Source organism: Streptomyces sp. NPDC093598, from assembly GCF_044764825.1.
Taxonomy (GTDB): Bacteria; Actinomycetota; Actinomycetes; order Streptomycetales; family Streptomycetaceae; genus Streptomyces.
In genome coordinates, this window is the sequence record NZ_JBIWIV010000004.1 from 474,653 (window position 1) to 494,526 (window position 19,874).

22 protein-coding genes and 4 tRNA genes are annotated in these 19,874 nt (G+C 69.5%); 4 read left to right on the forward strand and 22 right to left on the reverse strand.

The features are described from left to right. Positions 1–305 precede the first annotated feature (305 nt). The 9 genes from rplL to ACIRDU_RS17500 all read right to left on the reverse strand — a co-directional run bounded on the left by rplL (position 306) and on the right by ACIRDU_RS17500 (position 6,327). Positions 306–689, reverse strand: coding sequence for a 50S ribosomal protein L7/L12 (gene rplL, locus ACIRDU_RS17460; RefSeq protein WP_030839722.1), 384 nt, complete (start codon positions 687–689; stop codon positions 306–308). Positions 690–803: 114 nt separating this feature from the next. Next, positions 804–1,334 carry a 50S ribosomal protein L10 gene (rplJ, locus tag ACIRDU_RS17465; RefSeq protein ID WP_361923130.1) on the reverse strand — a complete coding sequence of 177 codons (531 nt, stop codon included), beginning with the start codon at positions 1,332–1,334 and terminating at the stop codon, positions 804–806. Between the two features lie 309 nt (positions 1,335–1,643). Next, positions 1,644–2,471 carry a DUF1396 domain-containing protein gene (locus ACIRDU_RS17470; RefSeq protein WP_403580066.1) on the reverse strand — a complete coding sequence of 276 codons (828 nt, stop codon included), beginning with the start codon at positions 2,469–2,471 and terminating at the stop codon, positions 1,644–1,646. A gap of 95 nt (positions 2,472–2,566) precedes the next feature. Continuing rightward, positions 2,567–3,424 carry a hypothetical protein gene (locus ACIRDU_RS17475; protein WP_403580069.1) on the reverse strand — a complete coding sequence of 286 codons (858 nt, stop codon included), beginning with the start codon at positions 3,422–3,424 and terminating at the stop codon, positions 2,567–2,569. Positions 3,425–3,552: 128 nt separating this feature from the next. Further along, positions 3,553–4,278 carry a 50S ribosomal protein L1 gene (rplA, locus tag ACIRDU_RS17480; RefSeq protein ID WP_403580072.1) on the reverse strand — a complete coding sequence of 242 codons (726 nt, stop codon included), beginning with the start codon at positions 4,276–4,278 and terminating at the stop codon, positions 3,553–3,555. 77 nt (positions 4,279–4,355) lie between these two features. Then, entirely contained in the window at positions 4,356–4,790 is a 435-nt protein-coding gene (gene rplK, locus ACIRDU_RS17485; protein WP_003992325.1) for a 50S ribosomal protein L11, read from the reverse strand. 166 nt (positions 4,791–4,956) lie between these two features. After that, entirely contained in the window at positions 4,957–5,781 is an 825-nt protein-coding gene (gene nusG, locus ACIRDU_RS17490) for a transcription termination/antitermination protein NusG (protein ID WP_175434213.1), read from the reverse strand. Positions 5,782–5,861: 80 nt separating this feature from the next. Continuing rightward, entirely contained in the window at positions 5,862–6,146 is a 285-nt protein-coding gene (secE, locus tag ACIRDU_RS17495; RefSeq protein WP_030233953.1) for a preprotein translocase subunit SecE, read from the reverse strand. Between the two features lie 108 nt (positions 6,147–6,254). Next, a tRNA-Trp gene (locus ACIRDU_RS17500) sits at positions 6,255–6,327 on the reverse strand. A gap of 306 nt (positions 6,328–6,633) precedes the next feature. Here ACIRDU_RS17500 and ACIRDU_RS17505 point away from each other — a divergent pair. Both ACIRDU_RS17505 and ACIRDU_RS17510 read left to right on the forward strand, forming a co-directional pair. Then, positions 6,634–7,860, forward strand: a complete 1,227-nt coding sequence (locus ACIRDU_RS17505) for a pyridoxal phosphate-dependent aminotransferase (RefSeq protein ID WP_403580077.1) — start codon at positions 6,634–6,636, stop codon at positions 7,858–7,860. A gap of 131 nt (positions 7,861–7,991) precedes the next feature. Then, the gene (locus ACIRDU_RS17510; protein ID WP_403580080.1) at positions 7,992–9,023 is read left to right on the forward strand and encodes an adenosine deaminase; all 1,032 of its coding nucleotides are present in this window, start codon (positions 7,992–7,994) and stop codon (positions 9,021–9,023) included. A gap of 282 nt (positions 9,024–9,305) precedes the next feature. Here ACIRDU_RS17510 and ACIRDU_RS17515 read toward each other — a convergent pair whose 3' ends face one another. From ACIRDU_RS17515 to ACIRDU_RS17555, 9 genes are all read right to left on the reverse strand, one after another. After that, a complete protein-coding gene (locus ACIRDU_RS17515) occupies positions 9,306–10,361 on the reverse strand; it encodes a UDP-N-acetylmuramate dehydrogenase (protein WP_403580083.1) in 1,056 nt (351 codons plus the stop codon). Between the two features lie 97 nt (positions 10,362–10,458). Then, positions 10,459–10,839, reverse strand: coding sequence for a DUF3291 domain-containing protein (locus ACIRDU_RS17520; RefSeq protein ID WP_403580086.1), 381 nt, complete (start codon positions 10,837–10,839; stop codon positions 10,459–10,461). A 30-nt stretch (positions 10,840–10,869) separates the two neighbouring features. Further along, on the reverse strand, positions 10,870–12,306 hold the full coding sequence (locus ACIRDU_RS17525; protein WP_403580088.1) for an MFS transporter: 1,437 nt from the start codon (positions 12,304–12,306) through the stop codon (positions 10,870–10,872). Between the two features lie 95 nt (positions 12,307–12,401). Then, on the reverse strand, positions 12,402–12,956 hold the full coding sequence (locus tag ACIRDU_RS17530) for a TetR/AcrR family transcriptional regulator (protein WP_403580090.1): 555 nt from the start codon (positions 12,954–12,956) through the stop codon (positions 12,402–12,404). Between the two features lie 111 nt (positions 12,957–13,067). Continuing rightward, on the reverse strand, positions 13,068–13,496 hold the full coding sequence (locus ACIRDU_RS17535) for a MaoC family dehydratase (protein ID WP_403580628.1): 429 nt from the start codon (positions 13,494–13,496) through the stop codon (positions 13,068–13,070). 8 nt (positions 13,497–13,504) lie between these two features. Next, positions 13,505–13,957, reverse strand: a complete 453-nt coding sequence (locus ACIRDU_RS17540; protein ID WP_388247543.1) for a MaoC family dehydratase N-terminal domain-containing protein — start codon at positions 13,955–13,957, stop codon at positions 13,505–13,507. A 101-nt stretch (positions 13,958–14,058) separates the two neighbouring features. Beyond that, positions 14,059–14,223 (reverse strand): 50S ribosomal protein L33, encoded by a 165-nt coding sequence (gene rpmG, locus ACIRDU_RS17545; protein ID WP_003948671.1) that lies wholly within the window; start codon positions 14,221–14,223, stop codon positions 14,059–14,061. Positions 14,224–14,310: 87 nt separating this feature from the next. Further along, positions 14,311–14,383, reverse strand: a tRNA-Met gene (locus ACIRDU_RS17550). A gap of 47 nt (positions 14,384–14,430) precedes the next feature. Continuing rightward, positions 14,431–14,503, reverse strand: a tRNA-Thr gene (locus tag ACIRDU_RS17555). 237 nt (positions 14,504–14,740) lie between these two features. Here ACIRDU_RS17555 and ACIRDU_RS17560 point away from each other — a divergent pair. Both ACIRDU_RS17560 and ACIRDU_RS17565 read left to right on the forward strand, forming a co-directional pair. Next, complete coding sequence (locus ACIRDU_RS17560; protein WP_403580093.1) at positions 14,741–16,000, forward strand: amidohydrolase family protein; 1,260 nt, start codon at positions 14,741–14,743, stop codon at positions 15,998–16,000. A 66-nt stretch (positions 16,001–16,066) separates the two neighbouring features. Continuing rightward, positions 16,067–16,723, forward strand: coding sequence for an NAD(P)H-binding protein (locus ACIRDU_RS17565; protein WP_403580096.1), 657 nt, complete (start codon positions 16,067–16,069; stop codon positions 16,721–16,723). Positions 16,724–16,751: 28 nt separating this feature from the next. Here ACIRDU_RS17565 and ACIRDU_RS17570 read toward each other — a convergent pair whose 3' ends face one another. The 4 genes from ACIRDU_RS17570 to ACIRDU_RS17585 all read right to left on the reverse strand — a co-directional run. Next, complete coding sequence (locus tag ACIRDU_RS17570; RefSeq protein ID WP_030839769.1) at positions 16,752–16,964, reverse strand: hypothetical protein; 213 nt, start codon at positions 16,962–16,964, stop codon at positions 16,752–16,754. A gap of 604 nt (positions 16,965–17,568) precedes the next feature. Further along, positions 17,569–18,396, reverse strand: a complete 828-nt coding sequence (locus ACIRDU_RS17575) for a hypothetical protein (protein ID WP_403580099.1) — start codon at positions 18,394–18,396, stop codon at positions 17,569–17,571. Positions 18,397–18,981: 585 nt separating this feature from the next. Continuing rightward, a tRNA-Tyr gene (locus ACIRDU_RS17580) sits at positions 18,982–19,088 on the reverse strand. Between the two features lie 130 nt (positions 19,089–19,218). Next, on the reverse strand, positions 19,219–19,874 hold a 656-nt coding region (locus ACIRDU_RS17585; RefSeq protein WP_403580102.1), incomplete at its 5' end, for a tetratricopeptide repeat protein.

Genomic DNA, 19,874 nt, shown 5'->3' on the forward strand with positions numbered 1-19,874 from the left:
TGCCCTCAACGCACGTTGATACTGCCCTCTTCGTCGTCGATCCATGCCTCGGATTCGGATCCTGTGACGACGCGTCCTGAGAATTGCGCGCTGCGTGCGGTTCGTCAAGGCCCCCCTGCCCGATCCGGAGCCGCCCGGAGACACGACGAAGATCACCATACCCCCCGCCACAGAGGGTTCAAGGCAACCGCGGCCGACCCCCGAGAACGCCGAAGAGCGACCACCCGGATGGATGATCGCTCTTCCGCGCTTACGCGTTACACGTCCGCGGGGACGTGTCGTGGATCCTGACGGATCCGAGGGTGTTACTTGACCTCGACGGAGGCGCCGGCGCCCTTGAGGGACTCGGCGGCCTTCTCGGCGGCGTCCTTGGCGACCTTCTCGAGAACGGGCTTCGGGGCGCCGTCCACGAGGTCCTTGGCCTCCTTCAGGCCCAGGGAGGTCAGCTCACGCACGACCTTGATGACCTGGATCTTCTTGTCGCCGGCACCCGTGAGGATGACGTCGAACTCGTCCTGCTCGGCCTCGGCCTCGGCCGGGGCGGCCGGGCCGGCCGGACCGGCGACGGCGACGGCCGCGGCGGCGGTGACGTCGAACTTCTCCTCGAACGCCTTCACGAACTCGGAGAGCTCGATGAGGGTCATCTCCTCGAACTGCGCGAGCAGGTCTTCCTGGCTGAGCTTCGCCATGATGGCGGTCCTTCCACTAATTCGGCAGGTGCCGGATGTACATGTGAGGCGGGCGTACGTCTGGCCCGCTACGGTCGCCGCGTTCAGGCAGCGGCGGCCGGGATGCGAGCCGAGTTACTCGGCACCGCCCTGCTCGTCCTGCTTGGCACGGAGCGCGTCCACGGTGCGGACGAGCTTCGAGGGAAGCGCCTGGAAGAGCTGAGCAGCCTGGGACTGCTTGCCCTTGAAGGCGCCCGCCAGCTTGGAGAGCAGAACCTCGCGGGACTCGAGGTCCGCAAGCTTCTTGATCTCATCGGCGGACATCGCCTTGCCGTCAAGGACGCCGCCCTTGATGACGAGGTTGGGGTTGTCCTTGGCGAAGTCACGGAGACCCTTCGCCGCCTCGACCGGGTCACCGGTCACGAAGGCGACGGCCGACGAACCCGCAAAGAGGTCGTCCAGCGTCGTGATCCCGGCCTCGTTGGCCGCAATCTTGGTCAGCGTGTTCTTCGCCACACGGTACTGAGCGTTCTCACCGAGTGAACGACGCAGCTGCTGGAGCTGCGCGACGGTGAGACCGGTGTACGCGGTAACGACGGCAGCGTTGGAGTTGCGGAACTTGTCCCGCATCTCCTCGACGGCATCGACCTTGTCAGGCCTCGCCATGAGCCTCGGCCTCCTTCCGGGTGATTCGGACCGCGCGGACCCGAAGGAGGACTGGGGAAAACGAAACGCCCCGGCGCAAGCGCACGGGGCGTAGCTCGACCGGTTCCACACGCGCACTGGGCGGCGGGTTCCGGGAGCTTCTCCTGTGTCACCTGCGCGGGTCGTCCGCCGTTCAGCGGATCCTTCGGCCACCGCGCCCTCTGATGAGCGCGCGGTAACGACCAGCGGTCTTTGGCTTCTGTAGGAGAGTACGGGAACGGATCGCCGTCAAGCAAATCCGCCCGTACGGCTCATCAGCGCAGGGGCGGTTCAGCCCTGCTCCAGCTCCTTGAACATCTCACCCAGGTCCGCGACGTCCTTGGCCGGCGGGGCCGTGACGGTGACCGGCTTGTTGTAGTCCAGGAAGGTGATGGTCATGTCCATCGGGCCCTTGTCGGCCTGGCCCTTCATGCGGAACTGCTTGGTGTGGTCCTCGCCGTCGACCCACATGTCCATCGTGAACTTGTCGACGCCGAGCTTCTCGTACTGCTTGATGCTCTTCTCGCGCTGCTCGCGGGTCTCCGCCTTGGCGTCCTTGAGCGAAGCACGCAGGTCGGCGAGCGTGACCGTGCCCGTGTAGTGGGTGGTCTCGACGCCGTCGACCTTCTCGCTGCCGACCTTCTTCACGTCCTTGGCGCCCGTGAGGAAGGTGGACTCCGCCGCCGGGTTCTGCTCGGCCTGGCTCGTGGACCCCATCTTGTCCAGGTCCTTGGCCGCGTCGGAGCCGGACAGATCGAACTTCAGCCAGCGCTTGCCGTCCATCTGCTTGGCCATCTCGGCTCCCCCACCGAGGTACATGGCCTTGTCGACGAGACGGATCTCCACGGTCTCGCCGGCTCCCTGGTCGGGCGCCTTCATCTTCATGCTCATGGCGATCGTGGGCTTCAGGCGCATGGACGCCTCGCCCTCGACACGGCCGGACTCCGGGACCGAGCCCTTCATGCGGTACTGGAGGGACGTGATGTCCTCCGTGTTCTTCGCCGCCTTGGCGACGGCCGCAGCGGGCGTCATCTCCGGCGACTTCTCGGAACCGCAGCCCACCGCACCGGCGGCGAGAAGCAGGGCGCACAGCCCGGCGGCAGGTATGGATGTCTTCATCGGATTCCCCCCAAGGAATACATGCTTGCTTCACAGCAAGGCCGTGAGCCTATCCCAGAGGGGCACAAGTGATCTATCCGGTTTGGGCGGAGGCTTCAGGGCGTCCCGGTCCGCTTCCGCATCAGGTCCTCGAAGTCTCCGGTGTCGGCCTGCGGGGGCCGCTCGGCCCGGACCGTGACGCCGTAGTCGGCGTAGTGCGCGGTCTGGGTCATCAGGCCCGTGGCCATCCGCGCCTTCTCGACTTTCTTGACCAGCAGGTTCCGCTTGTCGATCCAGATGTCGACGGTCTCGGTGGTGACACCGGCCTCGGTGAGCTGCTTCCTCAGGCCGGCGTCGGCGACGTCGGCAGCTGCCACGGTTCCGGACCAGCGCGTGGCGGGCCTGCCGCGGACGGTCTCCTCGCCGACCTTCCTGACGTCGCCCGAGGACAGCAGGAGCTTCACGGACTGGTTGGGGGTGGTACTGCGCATCTGGTCGCCGAGGTGGCCGCCGGAGCCGCCGGTGAGGGCTGCGAGGTCCTCGTAGGCGTACCGGATCCAGTGTCTGCCGCCGGCCTGCTCGGCGAACTTCTCGCCCATGCGCGCGTAGTACGCGTCGGGCAGGTAGCGGGCCTCCATCGAGGTGCTGCCGAGCCGGCGCATGGTGTCGGCCATGGTGCCGCCGGTGTAGGTGATGGTGAGGGTGCCGGTGATGCCGTCGTTCCAGCCGAGGATGCCGTCGGCGGTCATGGACATCAGCGAGCCCATGGTCGTCGTGGACTCGACCCGGGCGGACTCGGCGTGCTCGGTGGCGCGCTCGGCGGACCGCAGGGCGGCGAGGGACCGGCCACGCGCGGCACGGTCGTTCCGATCGGGACCGTCGGAGGTGTCCGGGGAGGTGCAGGCCGCCATCCCCGTCAACGCGGTCGCCACCGCGAGTCCCAGGCCCACGCGGCGCACGGTCGTGCCCTGCATACGTCCCCCCGTTCACATCCGGTTCCCGCACGTTAACCCAGGCCACCGGCGTACGTACCGGAAAAGGGAACGGGCCCCGCACCTGTAAGAGGTGCGGGGCCCGTGACCGGTTGGGTGAGCCGTCAGGCTCAGACCGCGGCCGGGTCCTCCTCGACGAGGAGGTTGCGGGTGCGGTTCGGGTCGACCGGAATGCCGGGGCCCATCGTGGTGCTGATGGCGGCCTTCTTGATGTAGCGGCCCTTGGCGGCGGACGGCTTCAGACGGAGGATCTCCTCCAGCGCGGCGCCGTAGTTCTCCACCAGCTTGGTGTCCTCGAAGGACGACTTGCCGATGATGAAGTGCAGGTTCGCGTGCTTGTCGACACGGAACTCGATCTTGCCGCCCTTGATCTCGGTGACGGCCTTGGCGACGTCGGGGGTGACGGTGCCGGTCTTCGGGTTCGGCATCAGACCACGCGGACCGAGCACGCGGCCGAGGCGGCCGACCTTGCCCATGAGGTCCGGGGTGGCGACGACGGCGTCGAAGTCCAGACGGCCCTTCGAGACCTCGTCGATCAGTTCGTCGGAGCCGACGATGTCGGCGCCCGCGGCCTCCGCGGCCGCAGCACGGTCACCGGTCGCGAAGACCAGGACCCGGGCAGTCTTGCCGGTGCCGTGCGGCAGGTTCACGGTGCCACGGACCATCTGGTCGGCCTTGCGCGGGTCGACACCCAGGCGGAAGGCGACCTCGACGGTGCCGTCGAACTTGGTCGTGGAGGTGTCCTTGGCGAGACGGACGGCCTCGAGCGGGGCGTAGAGCTTCTCCCGGTCGACCTTGGCGTCCGCAGCGCGAAGGGACTTGCTGCGCTTGCTCACTACTGCTCCTGTGGATTCTTAGGAGTCGTGGTCCGGGCCGAGCAGGCCCTGCCACTTCTGCTGATGGAGGTTGGGGCTCAGCCCTCGACCGTGACGCCCATGGAACGGGCGGTGCCGGCGATGATCTTCTCGGCGGCGTCCAGGTCGTTGGCGTTGAGGTCGGGCATCTTGGTCGTGGCGATCTCGCGGACCTGGTCACGCGTGATCTTCGCGACCTTGGTCTTGTGCGGCTCGCCGGAGCCCTTCTCGATGCCCGCGGCCTTCAGGATCATCTTCGCGGCCGGCGGCGTCTTGGTGATGAAGGTGAAGGAACGGTCCTCGTAGACCGTGATCTCCACCGGGATCACCCAGCCACGCTGCGACTCGGTCGCGGCGTTGTAGGCCTTGCAGAACTCCATGATGTTCACGCCGTGCTGACCCAGCGCGGGGCCGACCGGCGGGGCCGGGTTGGCGGCACCGGCCTGGATCTGGAGCTTGATGAGCCCCGTGACCTTCTTCTTCTTGGGAGGCATAGCTCTCCGGGTCCTTTCGATTCGGGTCCTGCCCGCGCCCGGGGACCACCCGGATGCAGGCATACCGCACAACGATAACGGGTATGGATGCGCGGCCAAAAACCGCGCAGGTCAGGCAAGCGCCGGAGCGATCGCCTGACCTGCGCGGAAGCGGTGAGTCCGGAAGTTAGTTCTTCTGGATCTGGTCGAAGGAGAGCTCGACCGGCGTCTCGCGGCCGAAGATCTCGACGAGGCCCTTGACCTTCTTCGAGTCCGGGTTGATCTCGTTGATGGTCGCCTGCAGCGTGGCGAACGGGCCGTCGGTGACGGTGACCGAGTCGCCGACCTCGAAGTCCAGCACCTGGACCTCGACCTTGCGCTGCGGAGCCGGCTTGCCCTCGGCCTCGGCGGCCTCGCGGGCGGCCTTCTCCTCGGCCTCGGGGGCGAGCATCTTGACGATCTCGTCCAGGGTCAGCGGGTACGGGTCGTAGGCGTTGCCCACGAAGCCGGTGACGCCGGGGGTGTTGCGGACGACGCCCCAGGACTCGTTCGTCAGGTCCATACGGACCAGGACGTAGCCCGGGAGCTTGTTCTGCTTGATCGTCTTGCGGTCGCCGTTCTTGATCTGGACGACCTCTTCCTGCGGCACCTCGGCCTGGAAGATGTAGTCCTCGACGTTCAGCGAGACGGCGCGCTGCTCCAGGTTGGTCTTCACGCGGTTCTCGTAGCCGGCGTAGGTGTGGATGACATACCACTCGCCGGGCAGGACCCGCAGTTCCTCGCGGAGCTTCTCGATCGGGTCGCGGTCGTCCTCGGGCTCTTCCTCGAGTTCTTCCGCGGCCTCTTCGCCGTCCTCGGTCTCCGCCTCGGCGGCGTCGTCCGCGACGGCGTCGGCAGCCTCGACCTCGGCGGAGGCCTCGGTGTCCTCGCTGTCCGCGCCCTCGACGGTGTCGAGCTCGTCCTCGACGGACTCGACCGGCTCGATGGCGTCGTTCACGTTCGGGTCAGACACGGTGGCTGCTTCTTCCTGGATACATAGGGGTGGAACATGCGAAAGGAGCGCCGGGTACCTCGGCGCTCTTCGCGGACTGCTCAGCCGAACACGTACTTCGCGGCGTTGCTGAGCCCATAGTCAATCACGGTGACCAGGCCGATCATGATGACGACGAAGATGATCACCACGGTCGTGTAGGTCGTCAGCTGGTTGCGGCTCGGCCAGACGACCTTGCGCAGCTCCGCGACGATCTGGCGGTAGAAGAGGGCAAGGCGCTTCAGCGGGCCCTTCTTGCCGCGCTTGCCACCCTTGCGGGTCTTCTTCGACTCCGGCGCCTCGTCCTGGGCATCAGGCATGTCGATGGAGCCCACGGCGTCCGTCACTCGTCCTCACCTGATTCCGGGTCGTGGCCGTGCCGCGCCCGGTCTGAGCCGCACGGCGGTGCATTGCTGTACGTACATGCGCACACATCCTGGCGAAGGTGTGTGTAGCAGGGCCGGAGGGACTTGAACCCCCAACCGCTGGTTTTGGAGACCAGTGCTCTACCAATTGAGCTACGACCCTTTGTGTGTCCCCCAACGTACCGCATCCATCCGGATGCTTGGTGTGCACCGAACGGGCGCGGCCTGCTGAAGGCCAACGAGGTGAGAGTGTACGTGCTCCGCGGCCGGTCGTCGAACAGAAAGGGCCCGCGGGAGGCCTTGTTGGCGGAAGATCGCCTCGGGTACGGGGGGCGGACTGACGTGAATCCGCTGAAGATCCCCCAGGCCGTGCGGGCGATCCGCACTGTTGTTCAGGGGTTTGCCCGACGTTGTTCAGTCTGTGAAACCCCCGTGCCGCGCGCGTTTCCGGTCTGAAACGATGGGGCCCATGAGCGCTGCAACCCCTCCCACCGAGCGCCGGGTCTCCGCCCGAGTCGGCGCGATCTCCGAGTCCGCCACCCTCGCCGTGGACGCCAAGGCCAAGGCCCTCAAGGCCGCCGGGCGGCCGGTGATCGGCTTCGGCGCCGGTGAGCCCGACTTCCCGACCCCGGACTACATCGTCGAGGCCGCGATCGAGGCCTGCAAGAACCCGAAGTACCACCGCTACACGCCGGCCGGCGGTCTGCCCGAGCTGAAGGCCGCCATCGCCGCGAAGACCCTGCGCGACTCCGGCTACGAGCCGGACGTCTCTCAGATCCTGGTCACCAACGGTGGCAAGCAGGCCATCTACGAGGCCTTCGCCGCGATCCTCGACCCGGGCGACGAGGTCATCGTGCCCGCGCCGTACTGGACGACGTACCCGGAGTCGATCCGGCTGGCCGGGGGTGTCCCGGTGGAGGTCGTCGCCGACGAGACGACCGGCTACCGGGTGACCGTCGAGCAGCTGGAGGCGGCCCGTACGGAGAAGACGAAGGTCGTCCTCTTCGTCTCGCCCTCCAACCCGACCGGCGCGGTCTACAGCGAGCACGAGACCGAGGCGATCGGCCACTGGGCCGTCGAGCACGGCCTGTGGGTGCTGACCGACGAGATCTACGAGCACCTCGTCTACGGCGACGCCTCCGCCGTGTCGCTGCCGGCGGTGCTGCCCGAGCTGCGCGACAAGTGCGTCGTGGTCAACGGTGTCGCGAAGACGTACGCGATGACCGGCTGGCGCGTGGGGTGGATCATCGGCCCGAAGGACGTCGTCAAGGCCGCGACCAACCTTCAGTCGCACGCCACGTCGAACGTGTCCAACGTCGCCCAGGCCGCCGCGCTGGCCGCCGTCTCCGGTGACCTGGACGCCGTGGCGACCATGCGAGAGGCGTTCGACCGGCGCCGCAAGACCATCGTGCGGATGCTGAACGAGATCGACGGCGTCGTGTGCCCGGAGCCGGAGGGGGCGTTCTACGCGTACCCGTCGGTGAAGGCGCTGGTAGGCAAGGAGATCCGGGGCCGTCGTCCCAAGGACACCGTCGAGCTGGCCGCGCTGATCCTGGAGGAGTCCGAGGTCGCGGTCGTACCGGGTGAGGCCTTCGGCACGCCGGGCTATCTGCGGCTGTCGTACGCGCTGGGTGACGAGGATCTGGTCGAGGGCGTGAGCCGGATCCAGAAGCTGCTCGCGGAGGCCAGGGACTGACGTCCGCTTCGCCGGTCCTCCGGCCTGGGGCACATACCGCGTTCGGTATGTGCCCCATTTGTTTGTGCGAGCAAGACCACTAAAGGGGAAACAGCTACCGGGACGGCTGGGACGTACGGCAGGATCCTGGGATGGAGCGTGTACGTGATGTCTCTGAGCTGCCGAAAGCCCATCTGCACCTGCACTTCACCGGATCCATGCGGCCCGCGACCGTCCTGGAACTGGCCGACAAGCACGGTGTCCGGCTGCCCGACGCGCTGAGTGAGGCGCTGACCAGCGGAGAACCGCCGAGCCTGCGGGCGACGGACGAGCGGGGCTGGTTCCGCTTTCAGCGGCTGTACGACGCGGCGCGCTCGTGTCTGCGGGAGCCGGAGGACATCCAGCGGCTGGTGCGTGAGGCCGCGGAGGAGGACCTGCGGGACGGTTCGGGGTGGCTGGAGATCCAGGTCGACCCGACGTCGTACGCGCCGCGGCTGGGCGGGCTGATTCCGGCGCTGGAGATCATCCTGGACGCGGTGGAGACGACGTCGCGGGAGACCGGGCTCGGGATGCGGGTGCTGGTCGCGGCGAACCGGATGAAGCACCCGCTGGACGCGCGGACGCTGGCGCGGCTGGCGACGCGGTACGCGGACCGGGGCGTGGTCGGCTTCGGGCTGTCGAACGACGAACGGCGGGGGATGGCGCGGGACTTCGACCGGGCCTTCGGGATCGCGCGCGAGGCCGGGTTGCTGTCGGCGCCGCACGGGGGTGAGCTGGCCGGACCGTCGTCCGTGCGGGACTGTCTGGACGACCTGGGGGCGAACCGGGTGGGGCACGGGGTGCGGGCGGCGGAGGACCCGCGGCTGATGAAGCGGCTGGCGGACCGGCAAGTGACGTGCGAGGTGTGTCCGGCGTCGAATGTGGCGCTGGGGGTGTACGAGAAGCCGGAGGACGTGCCGCTGCGGACGCTGTTCGAGGCCGGGGTGCCGTTGGCGCTGGGCGCGGACGACCCGTTGCTGTTCGGGTCGCGTCTCGCCGCGCAGTACGAGATCGCGCGGCGGCATCACGGCTTCACGGACGCGGAGCTGGCGGAGGTGGCTCGGCAGTCGGTCCGGGGGTCGGCGGCCCCGGAGGATGTGAAGACGAAGCTGCTGGCCGGCGTGGACGACTGGCTGGCCTCGTAGCGGGCGGACGTGCTTCGCGTGGCGCCCGGAAGGTGGGTCGGAGTCGCGCCGGGGGGTGTCCGTCCTCGGAACGGCGCGATGGCCTCCCTACCGACGGACTGGCGTTGACGCGCCAACCGCTGCGGGCGGACACCCCCCGACACGGCCCCTTGGGTACGACCGCGGGTGCGGGTGCGCTCGCCTGCGGGCATGCGTGCCGCCTGGGCGGCACGGGTGGGCGCAGGCGGCACCCCGTCACGCCGAGCTGCGCAACGCCCCGGCCCCAGCACCAGCGCCGAGCACCTACAGGCTGACCCCGACCGTCACCGGCTCGTTGACCAGGGTGATGCCGAAGGCCTCGCGGACTCCGGCCACGACCTCACGGGCCAGGGCGAGGAGGTCCTCCGTCGTCGCACTCCCCCGGTTGGTGAGCGCCAAGGTGTGCTTCGTGGAGATGCGGGCGGGGCCGTCGCCGTAGCCCTTGGTGAAGCCCGCCTTGTCGATCAGCCAGGCCGCTGAGGTCTTGGTGTGGCCGTCGGCGGCTGGGTACGCCGGGGGCTCCACCCCGTCACCGAGCCGCTCACGCACGCGTGCGCGGAACGCCGCGAAGTCCGTGTCCGTGAGGATCGGGTTGGTGAAGAAGGACCCGGCCGACCAGGTGTCGTGGTCCTCGGGGTCCAGGACCATGCCCTTGCCGGCGCGCAGCTTGAGCACTGTGTCGCGGGCTGAGGCGAGGGGGACGCGGTCGCCGGGCTCCACTCCGAGGGCTCGGGCCGTCTCGGCGTACCGGAGGGGCGCGGAGAGGCCCTCGGCGTCCTCCAGGGAGAAGCGGACGCGCAGGACCACGTAGCGCTCGGGGTCGGACTTGAAGCGGCTGTGGCGGTAGGAGAAGGCGCAGTCCTCGTTGGCCAGGGTGACCGTCTCACCGGTGCGGCGGTCGTAGGCGACGACCTCCGTGATCGTGGAGGAGACCTCCTGGCCGTACGCCCCGACGTTCTGGATCGGCGTGGCGCCCGCCGAGCCGGGGATGCCGGCCAGGCACTCGACGCCGGCCAGGCCCGCCTCGACCGTCCGGGCGACGGCGTCGGTCCAGACCTCGCCGGCGGCCAGCTCCAGCGTCGTGCCGTCGAGGGAGAAGCCCTTGGTGGCGATGACGAGGGCGGTGCCCTCGAAGCCCTTGTCGCCGATGACCAGGTTCGAGCCGCCGCCGATGAGCAGCAGCGGGGTGCCCGTCCCGTCGGCTTCGCGGACGGCGGCGATCACCTCGTCGTCCGTCGTCGCGGTGATCAGCCGGGTCGCGGGGCCGCCCAGCCGGAAGGTGGTCAGGGGGGCGAGGGGGGCGTCGTGGAGTTCCTGCACGGGCTCAAGACTACGAGACGCCACTGACGGCACCGGGCACGCGTGCGTGCGGCCCCGTTCCGCGGGGGAAGGGGGCCGCACGCGCGCGTGGTGGCTGTCAGGGCAGGCGGCGGAGCGCCTCGGACCAGGACAGCGGCAGTTCGTCGCTGCTCACCTGCCAGGTGGTGAAGGCCGAGTCCCTCATCTGCGGGGCGAGTCCCCGGGACGCGGGGCCGTGGGCGCCCGCGCGGACGAAGGCGTGCAGTGCGTCCTTGGACTCCCAGGCCGACAGGGTCCAGAAGGTCCGCTTGAAGGGCTTGGCCCTCAGGGTCGCTCCGTACGCGCCGGGGCTGCGGCGGACCTGCCGCCAGACGGCGGGCGTACCGGCGAGGAACTTCAGCGCTCCCCACAGGGTGCGGGTCTCGAAGCGGGAGGCGAAGACGTGCACCTCGGTGCCGTCGGGCGGGGTGTTCGGGACGGTCCAGGGAAGGGTGGGCATGGCCGCTTCTCCTTGTTCGGGTCCTTCGGGTCAGTGGGAGACCGTCTCCAGTACCGGTGCCGGTTCGGCCGGCTCGGCCTGCCGTTCCGTGCGCCGCCGGGTCGGTATCAGCAGGGCCGCGACGCCCGCGAGCGCGACCACCGCGGAGCCCGTCACCAGGGCCGGCCGCATGCCGTCGACGAAGGTCTGGCCGGTCTCGTAGCCGCCCTGGGCCGCGAAGATCGACGCCATGACGGCGATGCCGAGCGCCCCGCCCACCTCGCGCAGGGCGTTGTTGGCGCCGGAGGCGACGCCCTGCTCCGACGGCCGGACGCTGGACATCACCAGGTGCGAGGCGGGGGCGAAGAACAGCGCCATGCCGATGCCGCTGACGATCAGGGCGGGCAGCTGGGCGGTGTAGGAGGCGTCGGCCGTGGCCACCACCGCCATGTAGCCGAGGCCCAGGGCCTGGAGGAAGAGGCCCGCGGCGACGACCGGGCGGCCGCCGATGCGGTCGGCCAGGATGCCGGCGATCGGGGCGACCAGCATCGGCATGCCGGTCCAGGGCAGCATCCTGAGGCCCGCCTCGGTGGGCGAGTAGCCGAGGACGCCCTGCAGGTACTGGCTGAGCAGGAAGATCGAGCCGAACATGCCGAGGAACATCAGCAGGCTCGCCGCGTTGATGCCGGCGAACGCCCGGGAGCGGAACAGCCGCATCGGGAGCATGGGGTTCTTGGCGCGTGTGCTGTAGAGGACGAAGCCGGCGAGCAGGGCGGAGCCCGCGAACAGGCCGGTCAGGACGAGGGAACCGGTCCAGCCGTCGGCGGGGCCGCGGACCAGGCCGTAGACGATGCCGAACAGGCCGCCGCTGGCGAGCAGGGTTCCGGGGACGTCGAGCGGGGCTCCGGTGCCGTGGGACTCGGCGAGGCGGAGGCGGGCGAGGGGCAGCAGCGCCAGCCCGAGCGGGACGTTCAGCCAGAAGATCCACTGCCAGGAGATGTGTTCGGTGAGGGTGCCGCCGACGAGGGGCCCGGAGGCGACGGCGAGTCCGTTGACTGCGCCCCAGATGCCGTAGGCCATGCCGCGCTTGGCGACGGGCACCGCGGCGGTCAGCAGGGTGAGCGTCAGCGGCATCATCACGGCCGCACCGGCGCCCTGGACCGCGCGGGCGGCGATGAGCGAGTCGATGCCGGGCGCCATGGCCGCCGCGGCGGAGGCGCCGGTGAAGACGGCGAGGCCCGCGATGAAGAGCCGGCGGCGGCCGAAGCGGTCGCCGAGGGCCGCGCCGAACATCAGCAGGACGGCGAAGGTGAGCGTGTAGGCGCTCACGGTCCATTCCAGGTCGTGCAGTCCGCCGCCGAGGTCCTCGCGGATGGAGGGCAGGGCGGTGGTGACGACGAGGTTGTCGAGGGCCGCCATGAATCCGGCGACGCTGGTGATGACGAGGGCCCAGGCGGCTCCCCCGCGACGTGCGGTCTGCTGTGACATCGCTCCCCCAAAGGAGAATCGGCGGTGATTGATTAGTTATTGATTACTAACTTTCGCGGCCACAAAAAGGAGCGCGGCATCCTCGCGCTTGTCTGTCAGCTGTCGGACGGCGGCAGGTTCAGTCCTGCCCAGACCCGGTGATCGGCCGGGAAGCCCATGGCCACCAGGCAGTTGATCAGCATGCCCTGGGCCAGGAAGATCGTCGTCTCGTGGGCGTCGGCACCCAGCGGCAGATGGACGGTGTCCCACAGCCGCATCCAGCCCGCGCGCACCGCCTCGCCGAACTCGTGGTCTCCCTCTTCCTCGGCGGCCGCAACGGCGAGGTACATCTGCATCTGCATCATCAGCCACTCGGGCTGTTCGGAGATGGTCTCGACGTACGCACCGCCCATGGCGTTACGGGCCTCTTCACCCTCCAGCCCCTCGGCCGCCTCGGCGAACATCCGGATGGTGTCCTCGACGCAGCGCTGCGCCGCCGCCAGGAAGATCGCCTTCTTGCCCGGGAAGAGCCGGAACAGGTACGGCTGCGAGACGCCGACCCGCCGGGCGATCGCCTCGGTCGAGGTGCCGTGGTAACCGCCCCGGGCGAACTCGGTCGTCGCCGCCCGGATGACGCTCTCGCGCCGCTCTTCCGCACTCATCCTGACCATGCAACCGAAGTTAGTGCTCAATCACTAACTAGTCAAGCGGTTCAGTCGTCCGAGAAACGAGTGAGGGGCGCCCCGCAGCGGGAAGCGCCCCTCACCTGGACTTTTCGCGGCTCAGGCCAGCCGTACGACCGCCCGGGACATGCCCAGCACCTTCTGCCCGGCGCTGGTCGCCGTCAGGTCCACACGGACGGTGTTGTCGTCGAGCTTGGCGGCGACCTTGCCGGCGACCTCGATCACGGCACCCTGGTCGTCGTTCGGGACGACGACCGGCTTGGTGAAGCGGACGCCGTACTCGACGACAGCGCCCGGGTCGCCGGTCCAGTCGGTGACCACGCGGATCGCCTCGGCCATGGTGAACATGCCGTGCGCGATGACGTCCGGCAGGCCGACCTCCTTGGCGAACCTCTCGTTCCAGTGGATCGGGTTGAAGTCGCCGGAGGCGCCCGCGTAGCGGACGAGGGTCGCGCGGGTCACGGGGAAGGTCTGGGCGGGCAGTTCGGTGCCGACCTCGACGTCGGAGTAGGAGATCTTCGCGGTCATGGGGTCGCTCACGCCTCCTCGGCCGCGCGGGCCACGAGCTTGGTCCACGCGGTCACGACGTGCTCGCCGGCCTCGTCGTGGACCTCGCCGCGGACGTCCACGATGTCGTTGCCCGCCAGGGACTTGATCGCCTCGATGGTCGAGGTGACCGAAAGCCGGTCGCCGGCGCGGACCGGGCGGCGGTAGGCGAACTTCTGGTCGCCGTGCACCACGCGGCTGTAGTCCAGGCCGAGCTGGGGGTCCTGGACGACCTCGCCCGCGGCCTTGAAGGTGATCGCGAAGACGAAGGTCGGCGGGGCGATCACGTCGGGGTGACCGAGTGCCTTGGCGGCCTCCGCATCCGTGTACGCCGGGTTGGCGTCGCCGACCGCCTCGGCGAATTCACGGATCTTCTCCCGGCCCACCTCGTAGGGCGCGGTGGGCGGGTACGTCCGCCCCACGAAGGACTGGTCGAGCGCCATGGCTCGGCACCTCCTGGTAGCTCTACTGACCGGTACGGGTCCCTCAAACGACGCGAGGCCGCCCCCGATCACTCGGGAACGGCCTCGCGTACGAGCCTGTTTTATCGCGTTTCGCGGTGCGCGGTGTGCGCGTTGCAACGCGGGCAGTGCTTCTTCATCTCAAGACGATCCGGGTTGTTACGCCGGTTCTTCTTGGTGATGTAGTTCCGCTCCTTGCACTCCACGCAGGCCAGCGTGATCTTCGGGCGGACGTCGGTGGCAGCCACGTGAGTGCTCCTAAGACGAACGGATGGACATTTAACGCAAGAAGAGTAGCCGATCGAAGGACCGACCCCGCAATCGGCTACTTAGCGTAGCGGTGACCGGACTTGAACCGGTGACACAGCGATTATGAGCCGCTTGCTCTACCGACTGAGCTACACCGCTTTGATGTGGTCCGGGCCCCGCCTCGCGACGGGAACCAGTCACACCAGAGCCCCAAAACGGAATCGAACCGTTGACCTTCTCCTTACCATGGAGACGCTCTGCCGACTGAGCTATTGGGGCGAGCGATGAAGACATTACACGCTCGGCCGCCGTTCACCCAAATCCGTTTCGAGGCCCCCGCCCCGGGCGCGCGGACCGTCCTCCCGGCAGCCTCGTGGGTGCCTCCCGTTCCGTGAGCGGACCACGCCGGTACGACTATTGCGCTCCTCCCCGCCGCGGGCGGGAGGCCGTCCTAGGCTCGTCTCACTCTGCGTGATCATGCGTCCTCCCGCGCACAGCCCGAGCCCCTGGAGTGCGATGCCCGACAGCCGGCCGCAGCCACCACCGCCCCCGTCGTCCTCGCCGGGTCCGGCCGACCCCTCGTCGCTGCTGCTGTGCGGGGCACGGCTCACCGACGGCCGGACCGTGGACGTGCGGCTGGGCGGCGGGCGCATCGAGGCGGTCGGCACGGCCGGCAGCCTGGGGGCGGGCGCCGCGCGCGCGGGCGGGGTGCGTGTGGACCTCAGCGGCTACCTGCTGCTGCCGGCCCCGGTCGAGCCGCACGCCCACGCCGACACGGCCCTGTCGGCCGACACCGAGGGGCCGGTCTCGTACGAGCCGCAGGACGTGCAGCGCCGGGCCACGGAGGCCGCGCTGCTCCAGCTCGGGCACGGGGCTACGGCGCTGCGGGCGCACGTGCGCGTGGGCGATGTCCAGGGGCTGGGCGCGCTGGAGGCCGTGCTGCAGGCGCGGCGGGCACTGCGCGGGCTGGCGGAGCTGACGACGGTGGCGATGCCCCGGGTGCTGACCGGGGTGGCCGGCGCGGACGGGCTGGCGATGCTGCGGGACGCGGTGAAGATGGGCGCCTCGGTGGTGGGCGGCCGGCCGGACCTCGACCCGGATCCGACGGGGTACGCGGAGGCGGTCCTGGAGGTGGCCTCCGAGCACGGCTGCCCCGTCGACCTGCACACGGACGCCGGGGATCCGGCCCGGCTGGCCCGGCTCGCGGCGATGGCGGGCGGACTGCGCCCCGGGGTGGCCCTCAGCCCGTGCGGCGACCTCGGCCGGCTGCCCTCCGACGTGGCCTCGCGGACGGCCGACCAACTCGCGGCGGCGGGGGTGGCGGTGGTGTGCCTGCCGCAGGGCGGCTGCGGCGGCGTCGACCGGCGCGGGGCGGCTCCGGTACGGCTGCTGCGCACGGCCGGGGTGCGGGTGGCCGCCGGGAGCGGGGCGCTGCGGGACGTGTCCAACCCCGTGGGGCGCGGCGATCCGCTGGAGGCGGCCTTCCTGCTGGCCTCGCGCTACGGACTGTCGCCCGAGGAGGCGTACGACGGGGTGAGTTCCTCGGCGCGGGCGGTGCTGGGGCTGCCCGAGGTGCGGGTGGAGGCGGGTTTCCCGGCCGAGCTGCTGGCGGTGCGCGGGGACCGGCTCGCGGGGGCGCTGTCCCTGGCGTACAGCCGGATCGTCGTGCATCAGGGGCGCGTGGTGGCGCGGACCAGCGCGGTGCGGGAGTACTGCAATTCGGCGGCCTCGGTGGAACTGGGGCTGCCGCGGCAGGGGCGGGGCGAAGTGTCGTGAGGCCTGTGGCGTGGTGTGGCCGAGGTCGTGCGGCGGACGGTGCTGTCCAGGCGTACGGTCGAAGGCATGCGCATTGTCATCGCTGGTGGTCATGGTCAGATCGCGTTGCGGCTGGAGCGGTTGCTCGCCGCGCGCGGGGACGAGGTAGCGGGGATCATCCGCAAGGCCGAGCAGGCCGACGATCTGCGGCAGGCCGGTGCCGAACCGGTCGTGCTCGACCTGGAATCGGCGTCCGTGGACGAGGTCGCCGAGCGGATGAGGGGTGCCGACGCCGCGGTCTTCGCGGCGGGCGCGGGCCCGGGCAGCGGGGCGACCCGCAAGGACACGGTGGACAAGGCCGCGGCGGTCCTCTTCGCGGACGCGGCGGTGCAGGCGGGCGTACGGCGCTTCGTGGTCGTGTCGTCCATGGGCGCCGACCCGCGCCACCAGGGCGACGAGATCTTCGACGTGTACCTGCGCGCCAAGGGTGAGGCGGACGCGTACGTGCGCGGGCTGGACGCCCTGGACTGGACGGTCCTGCGCCCCGGTCAGCTCACCGACGACGCCGGCACCGGTCTGGTGCGTCTGGAGGCGCGGACGGGCCGCGGCCCGATTCCGCGCGACGACGTGGCCGCCGTACTGGCGGAGCTGGTGGACACCTCGGCGACGGCCGGGCTCACCCTGGAGCTGATCAGCGGGTCGGCGCCGGTGTCCGTGGCGGTGAAGTCGGTGGCCGGGAACTGAGGTTCGCGGCCGACCGCTCGAGCGGGGTCTAGAACAGGGGCAGTTGGCCGGGGAAGTCCGGGACCGTGTAGCCGTCCAGGGACGGTTGCTCCGGGCCCGGCCGGGCCTGGCGGCGGGAGCCCGGGCACGAGGTGAGTTCACCGTGCTCGCGGGCGCCGGGCGGGTCGTGGCGTGCGTACCGCCCGGCGACGACGGCGATCTCGCGGCGGCACTCCGGGCAGACTCTGCGGCGGGAGGACATGGGGTCAGTGTGCCGCGCGGGCAGACCGGCCATGCCTCTCCCCTGCGGGGACTGCGGGGAGCTCCGTTGACTGCGGGTACTGCGCGAGCGGCGGGGGCGGCCCGTTTACGGACCTCGATATGGTCATTCGGGACCTCGATATGGTCATTCGGCAGCTCTTGCCGTTGCGTGAGGCGACCGGCTACCCGCCCCGGGCGGACAGGTGACGATCCCGGGCTCCGGCGCGGACGACCACGACATCGAACTCGCCCACGCCGGGGAGTAGGGAGCCGTCGGGGGCGGCAACCAGCTCGGCAGCCGGTTGAGCAGTTCCTCCTGACTCTCGCCGGCCCGGGCCGCGTGGCCGTCCGTCGGCAACAGCACCCCGGGCACGTCGAGTTGCTCGCTGACGTCGGCGACCCGGTCCACCCGGTCCGCCCGGTCCGCCCAGCCCGCCGGCCTGGTCGGCCATGATCACGACGACCTCGGGCCGCCCCCTCGTCACGGACCTGGCGGCCGAAACGAAAACCCCCTCTCGTCTGCGTCTCCGCAGATGAGAGGGGGACTTCCCCGGTGTGGCGGCGCCAGGATCCGAACCTGGGAAGGCCCATCCGGCGGATTGGCGTCAGCGCACGTCGACGTAGTCGGCCGCGCTGGTCGCGACGCCGGTCGTGGAGTTGCCGTAGTACACCCAGCGGTAATAACCGTCGACCGAGGCGGTGACCGTGGCCTTCAGACCCCCGGTGCTGCTGGTGGTGGCCTTCTTGAGCGTCTTGTAGGTGTCGGTGCCCTTGGCGCGGAACTGGAGGCTGACCGTACGGCCGCTGTAGGCGTCGTACTTCTTCGTGCTCCAGTTCGCCCGGGTCAGCTTGCCCGTGACGGTGATCGGCTTGCCCTTGGTGACCGGCTCCGGCGAGGCGTTGGTGGTGGCCTTGGCCGCGCGCTTGAGCTGGGCGGTGGTGGAACGGGTCTCCAGTTCCCCGGTCTTGAGGCCGCCGTCGGCCTTCCACAGCCGCAGCGAGACGCCGACCTTCCAGGTCGTGGCGTCGCTGTTGGAATCGACGTGCTCCTGGCTCGGGTGCGGGTCGATGTAGAGGTTGCCCTCGCAGCGAGCGTGCTTGGAGTCGATCTCGTAGCAGGTGTAGCTGCCCGGCTGGATGAAGTTCTCCCCCGTGTCGGCCGCCGTCTTGATGGTGCCGCGGTAGAGGAAGGGGTAGGCGTCGTAGCGGGAGGGGTCGGAGGTGCTGTACCCGGAAGGCAGCGCGATGTCGAAACTGATGGGCGGCTCCACCTCCTGCGACGTGCCGACGACGATCGGCTTGCCGCCGTTGATGACGATGTCCGACACGGTGATACCGGTGTCCGCCGCCTGAGCCGCCGGCGCGTTCAGCACCGAGAGCCCCAGCGCCCCCACGAGCGTGGCCACCGCGACGGTTCGTCTGCCTGTCTTCATTCACACCTCTTCAGGAGAATGCCGTTACAAGAGGCGGCAGCGTATCTGACGAGTTCATGCCCTCCGGCCCTGACCTCCCAGCTCACCGCCCCGCTGCCGTCCCTCCCGCAGCTCCTCGTGCGTCGGCTTGCCGGGGCGCCTGCTCCTCCGGCCCCCGGACGCCCTCAGCAGACGTTGTGCGAACCACCCGGTACTGGGCTGCCGTTGGGGACTGCTGTTGGCGGGCAGGGCCGGCCGGACACAGGAGACCGACTATGGGGAGGTGTTCGGCGAAGGTCCGGGAGGACGCGCTGATCGAGGTGGAAACGGCCTCGCGGGGCTGCACCAGGTGTACGCCGAGGTGCTCGGCCAGACGCGGGACCGGGCGAACAGCCGGATCGACGCGGCCGTGCGGGAGTGGGTCGAGCCGAGTGATCATGCTCACCGCGGGGGGCGCCCGGGGGGACACGTACTGATCAACGTGCGATGCGGGCGGGATATGAGGTGAGACACGTCCAGGCCCGTCCACAATGCATCGACCGGGGAGCCAACGAAAAACCCCCTCTCGCCTGCGTCTCCGCAGATGAGAGGGGGTCTTCCCCAGTGTGGCGGCGCCAGGATTCGAACCTGGGAAGGCTGAGCCGGCAGATTTACAGTCTGCGCGCGCATCTGTATCTGACCAGGGGTTTGAGCCACCACTGAGTGGAGCTGCCCCACACTTGTCCCACCAAGCGGATAACCGTAAGAGCGCCGTCAGGTTTCATGCCGCGTCTGCCCGAGCCGGGAGCTGATCACGGTATGAAGGCGAATCCTGTCGCGCATTGGAAGCACTGGCCATGCTCGTTAACGGCGTTTGCGGCCAAAGCGGCGTTTGCCCTTGTTCGACTTCCGACCAGTCAGCTGCTGCGCCTCATGTGTCCTTCCCATCGCGGTCAGTGCAGCGGCGAGATTCCGGGTGACACGCTGAGTGTCGGGATGCTTCGCGCCGAAGAGGCATACGTAGCTGGCACGTACATCCTTCAAGAGTCGGACCGCCTCCGGGTACTGACGGAGAGCATGCAAAGCTCTGGCGAGGTTGTTGGCGGAAGAGAGGGTCTCGGGATGGTCCTCACCCAAAACACGGCCACGACGCGCAAGAACATCCTCATGCATGCGGCGGGCCTCCGCATGCTCCCCCAAGGAGTGCAGGGTGCTGGCGAGATTGCTGGCGGAATTGAGGGTATCGGGATGGTCCTCACCCAGAACACGGCCACGACGCGCAAGAACATCCTCATGCATGCGGCGGGCCTCCGCATATTCCCCCAAACCCTGCAGGGCGCTGGCGAGGTTGTTGGCGGAAGTGAGGGTGTCGGGATGGTCCTTACCCAAAACACGGCCACGACGCGCAAGGACATCCTCATTCATGCGGCGGGCCTCCGCATGCTCCCCCAAGGAGTGCAGGGTGCTGGCGAGATTGCTGGCGGAATTGAGGGTATCGGGATGGTCCTCACCCAGAACAC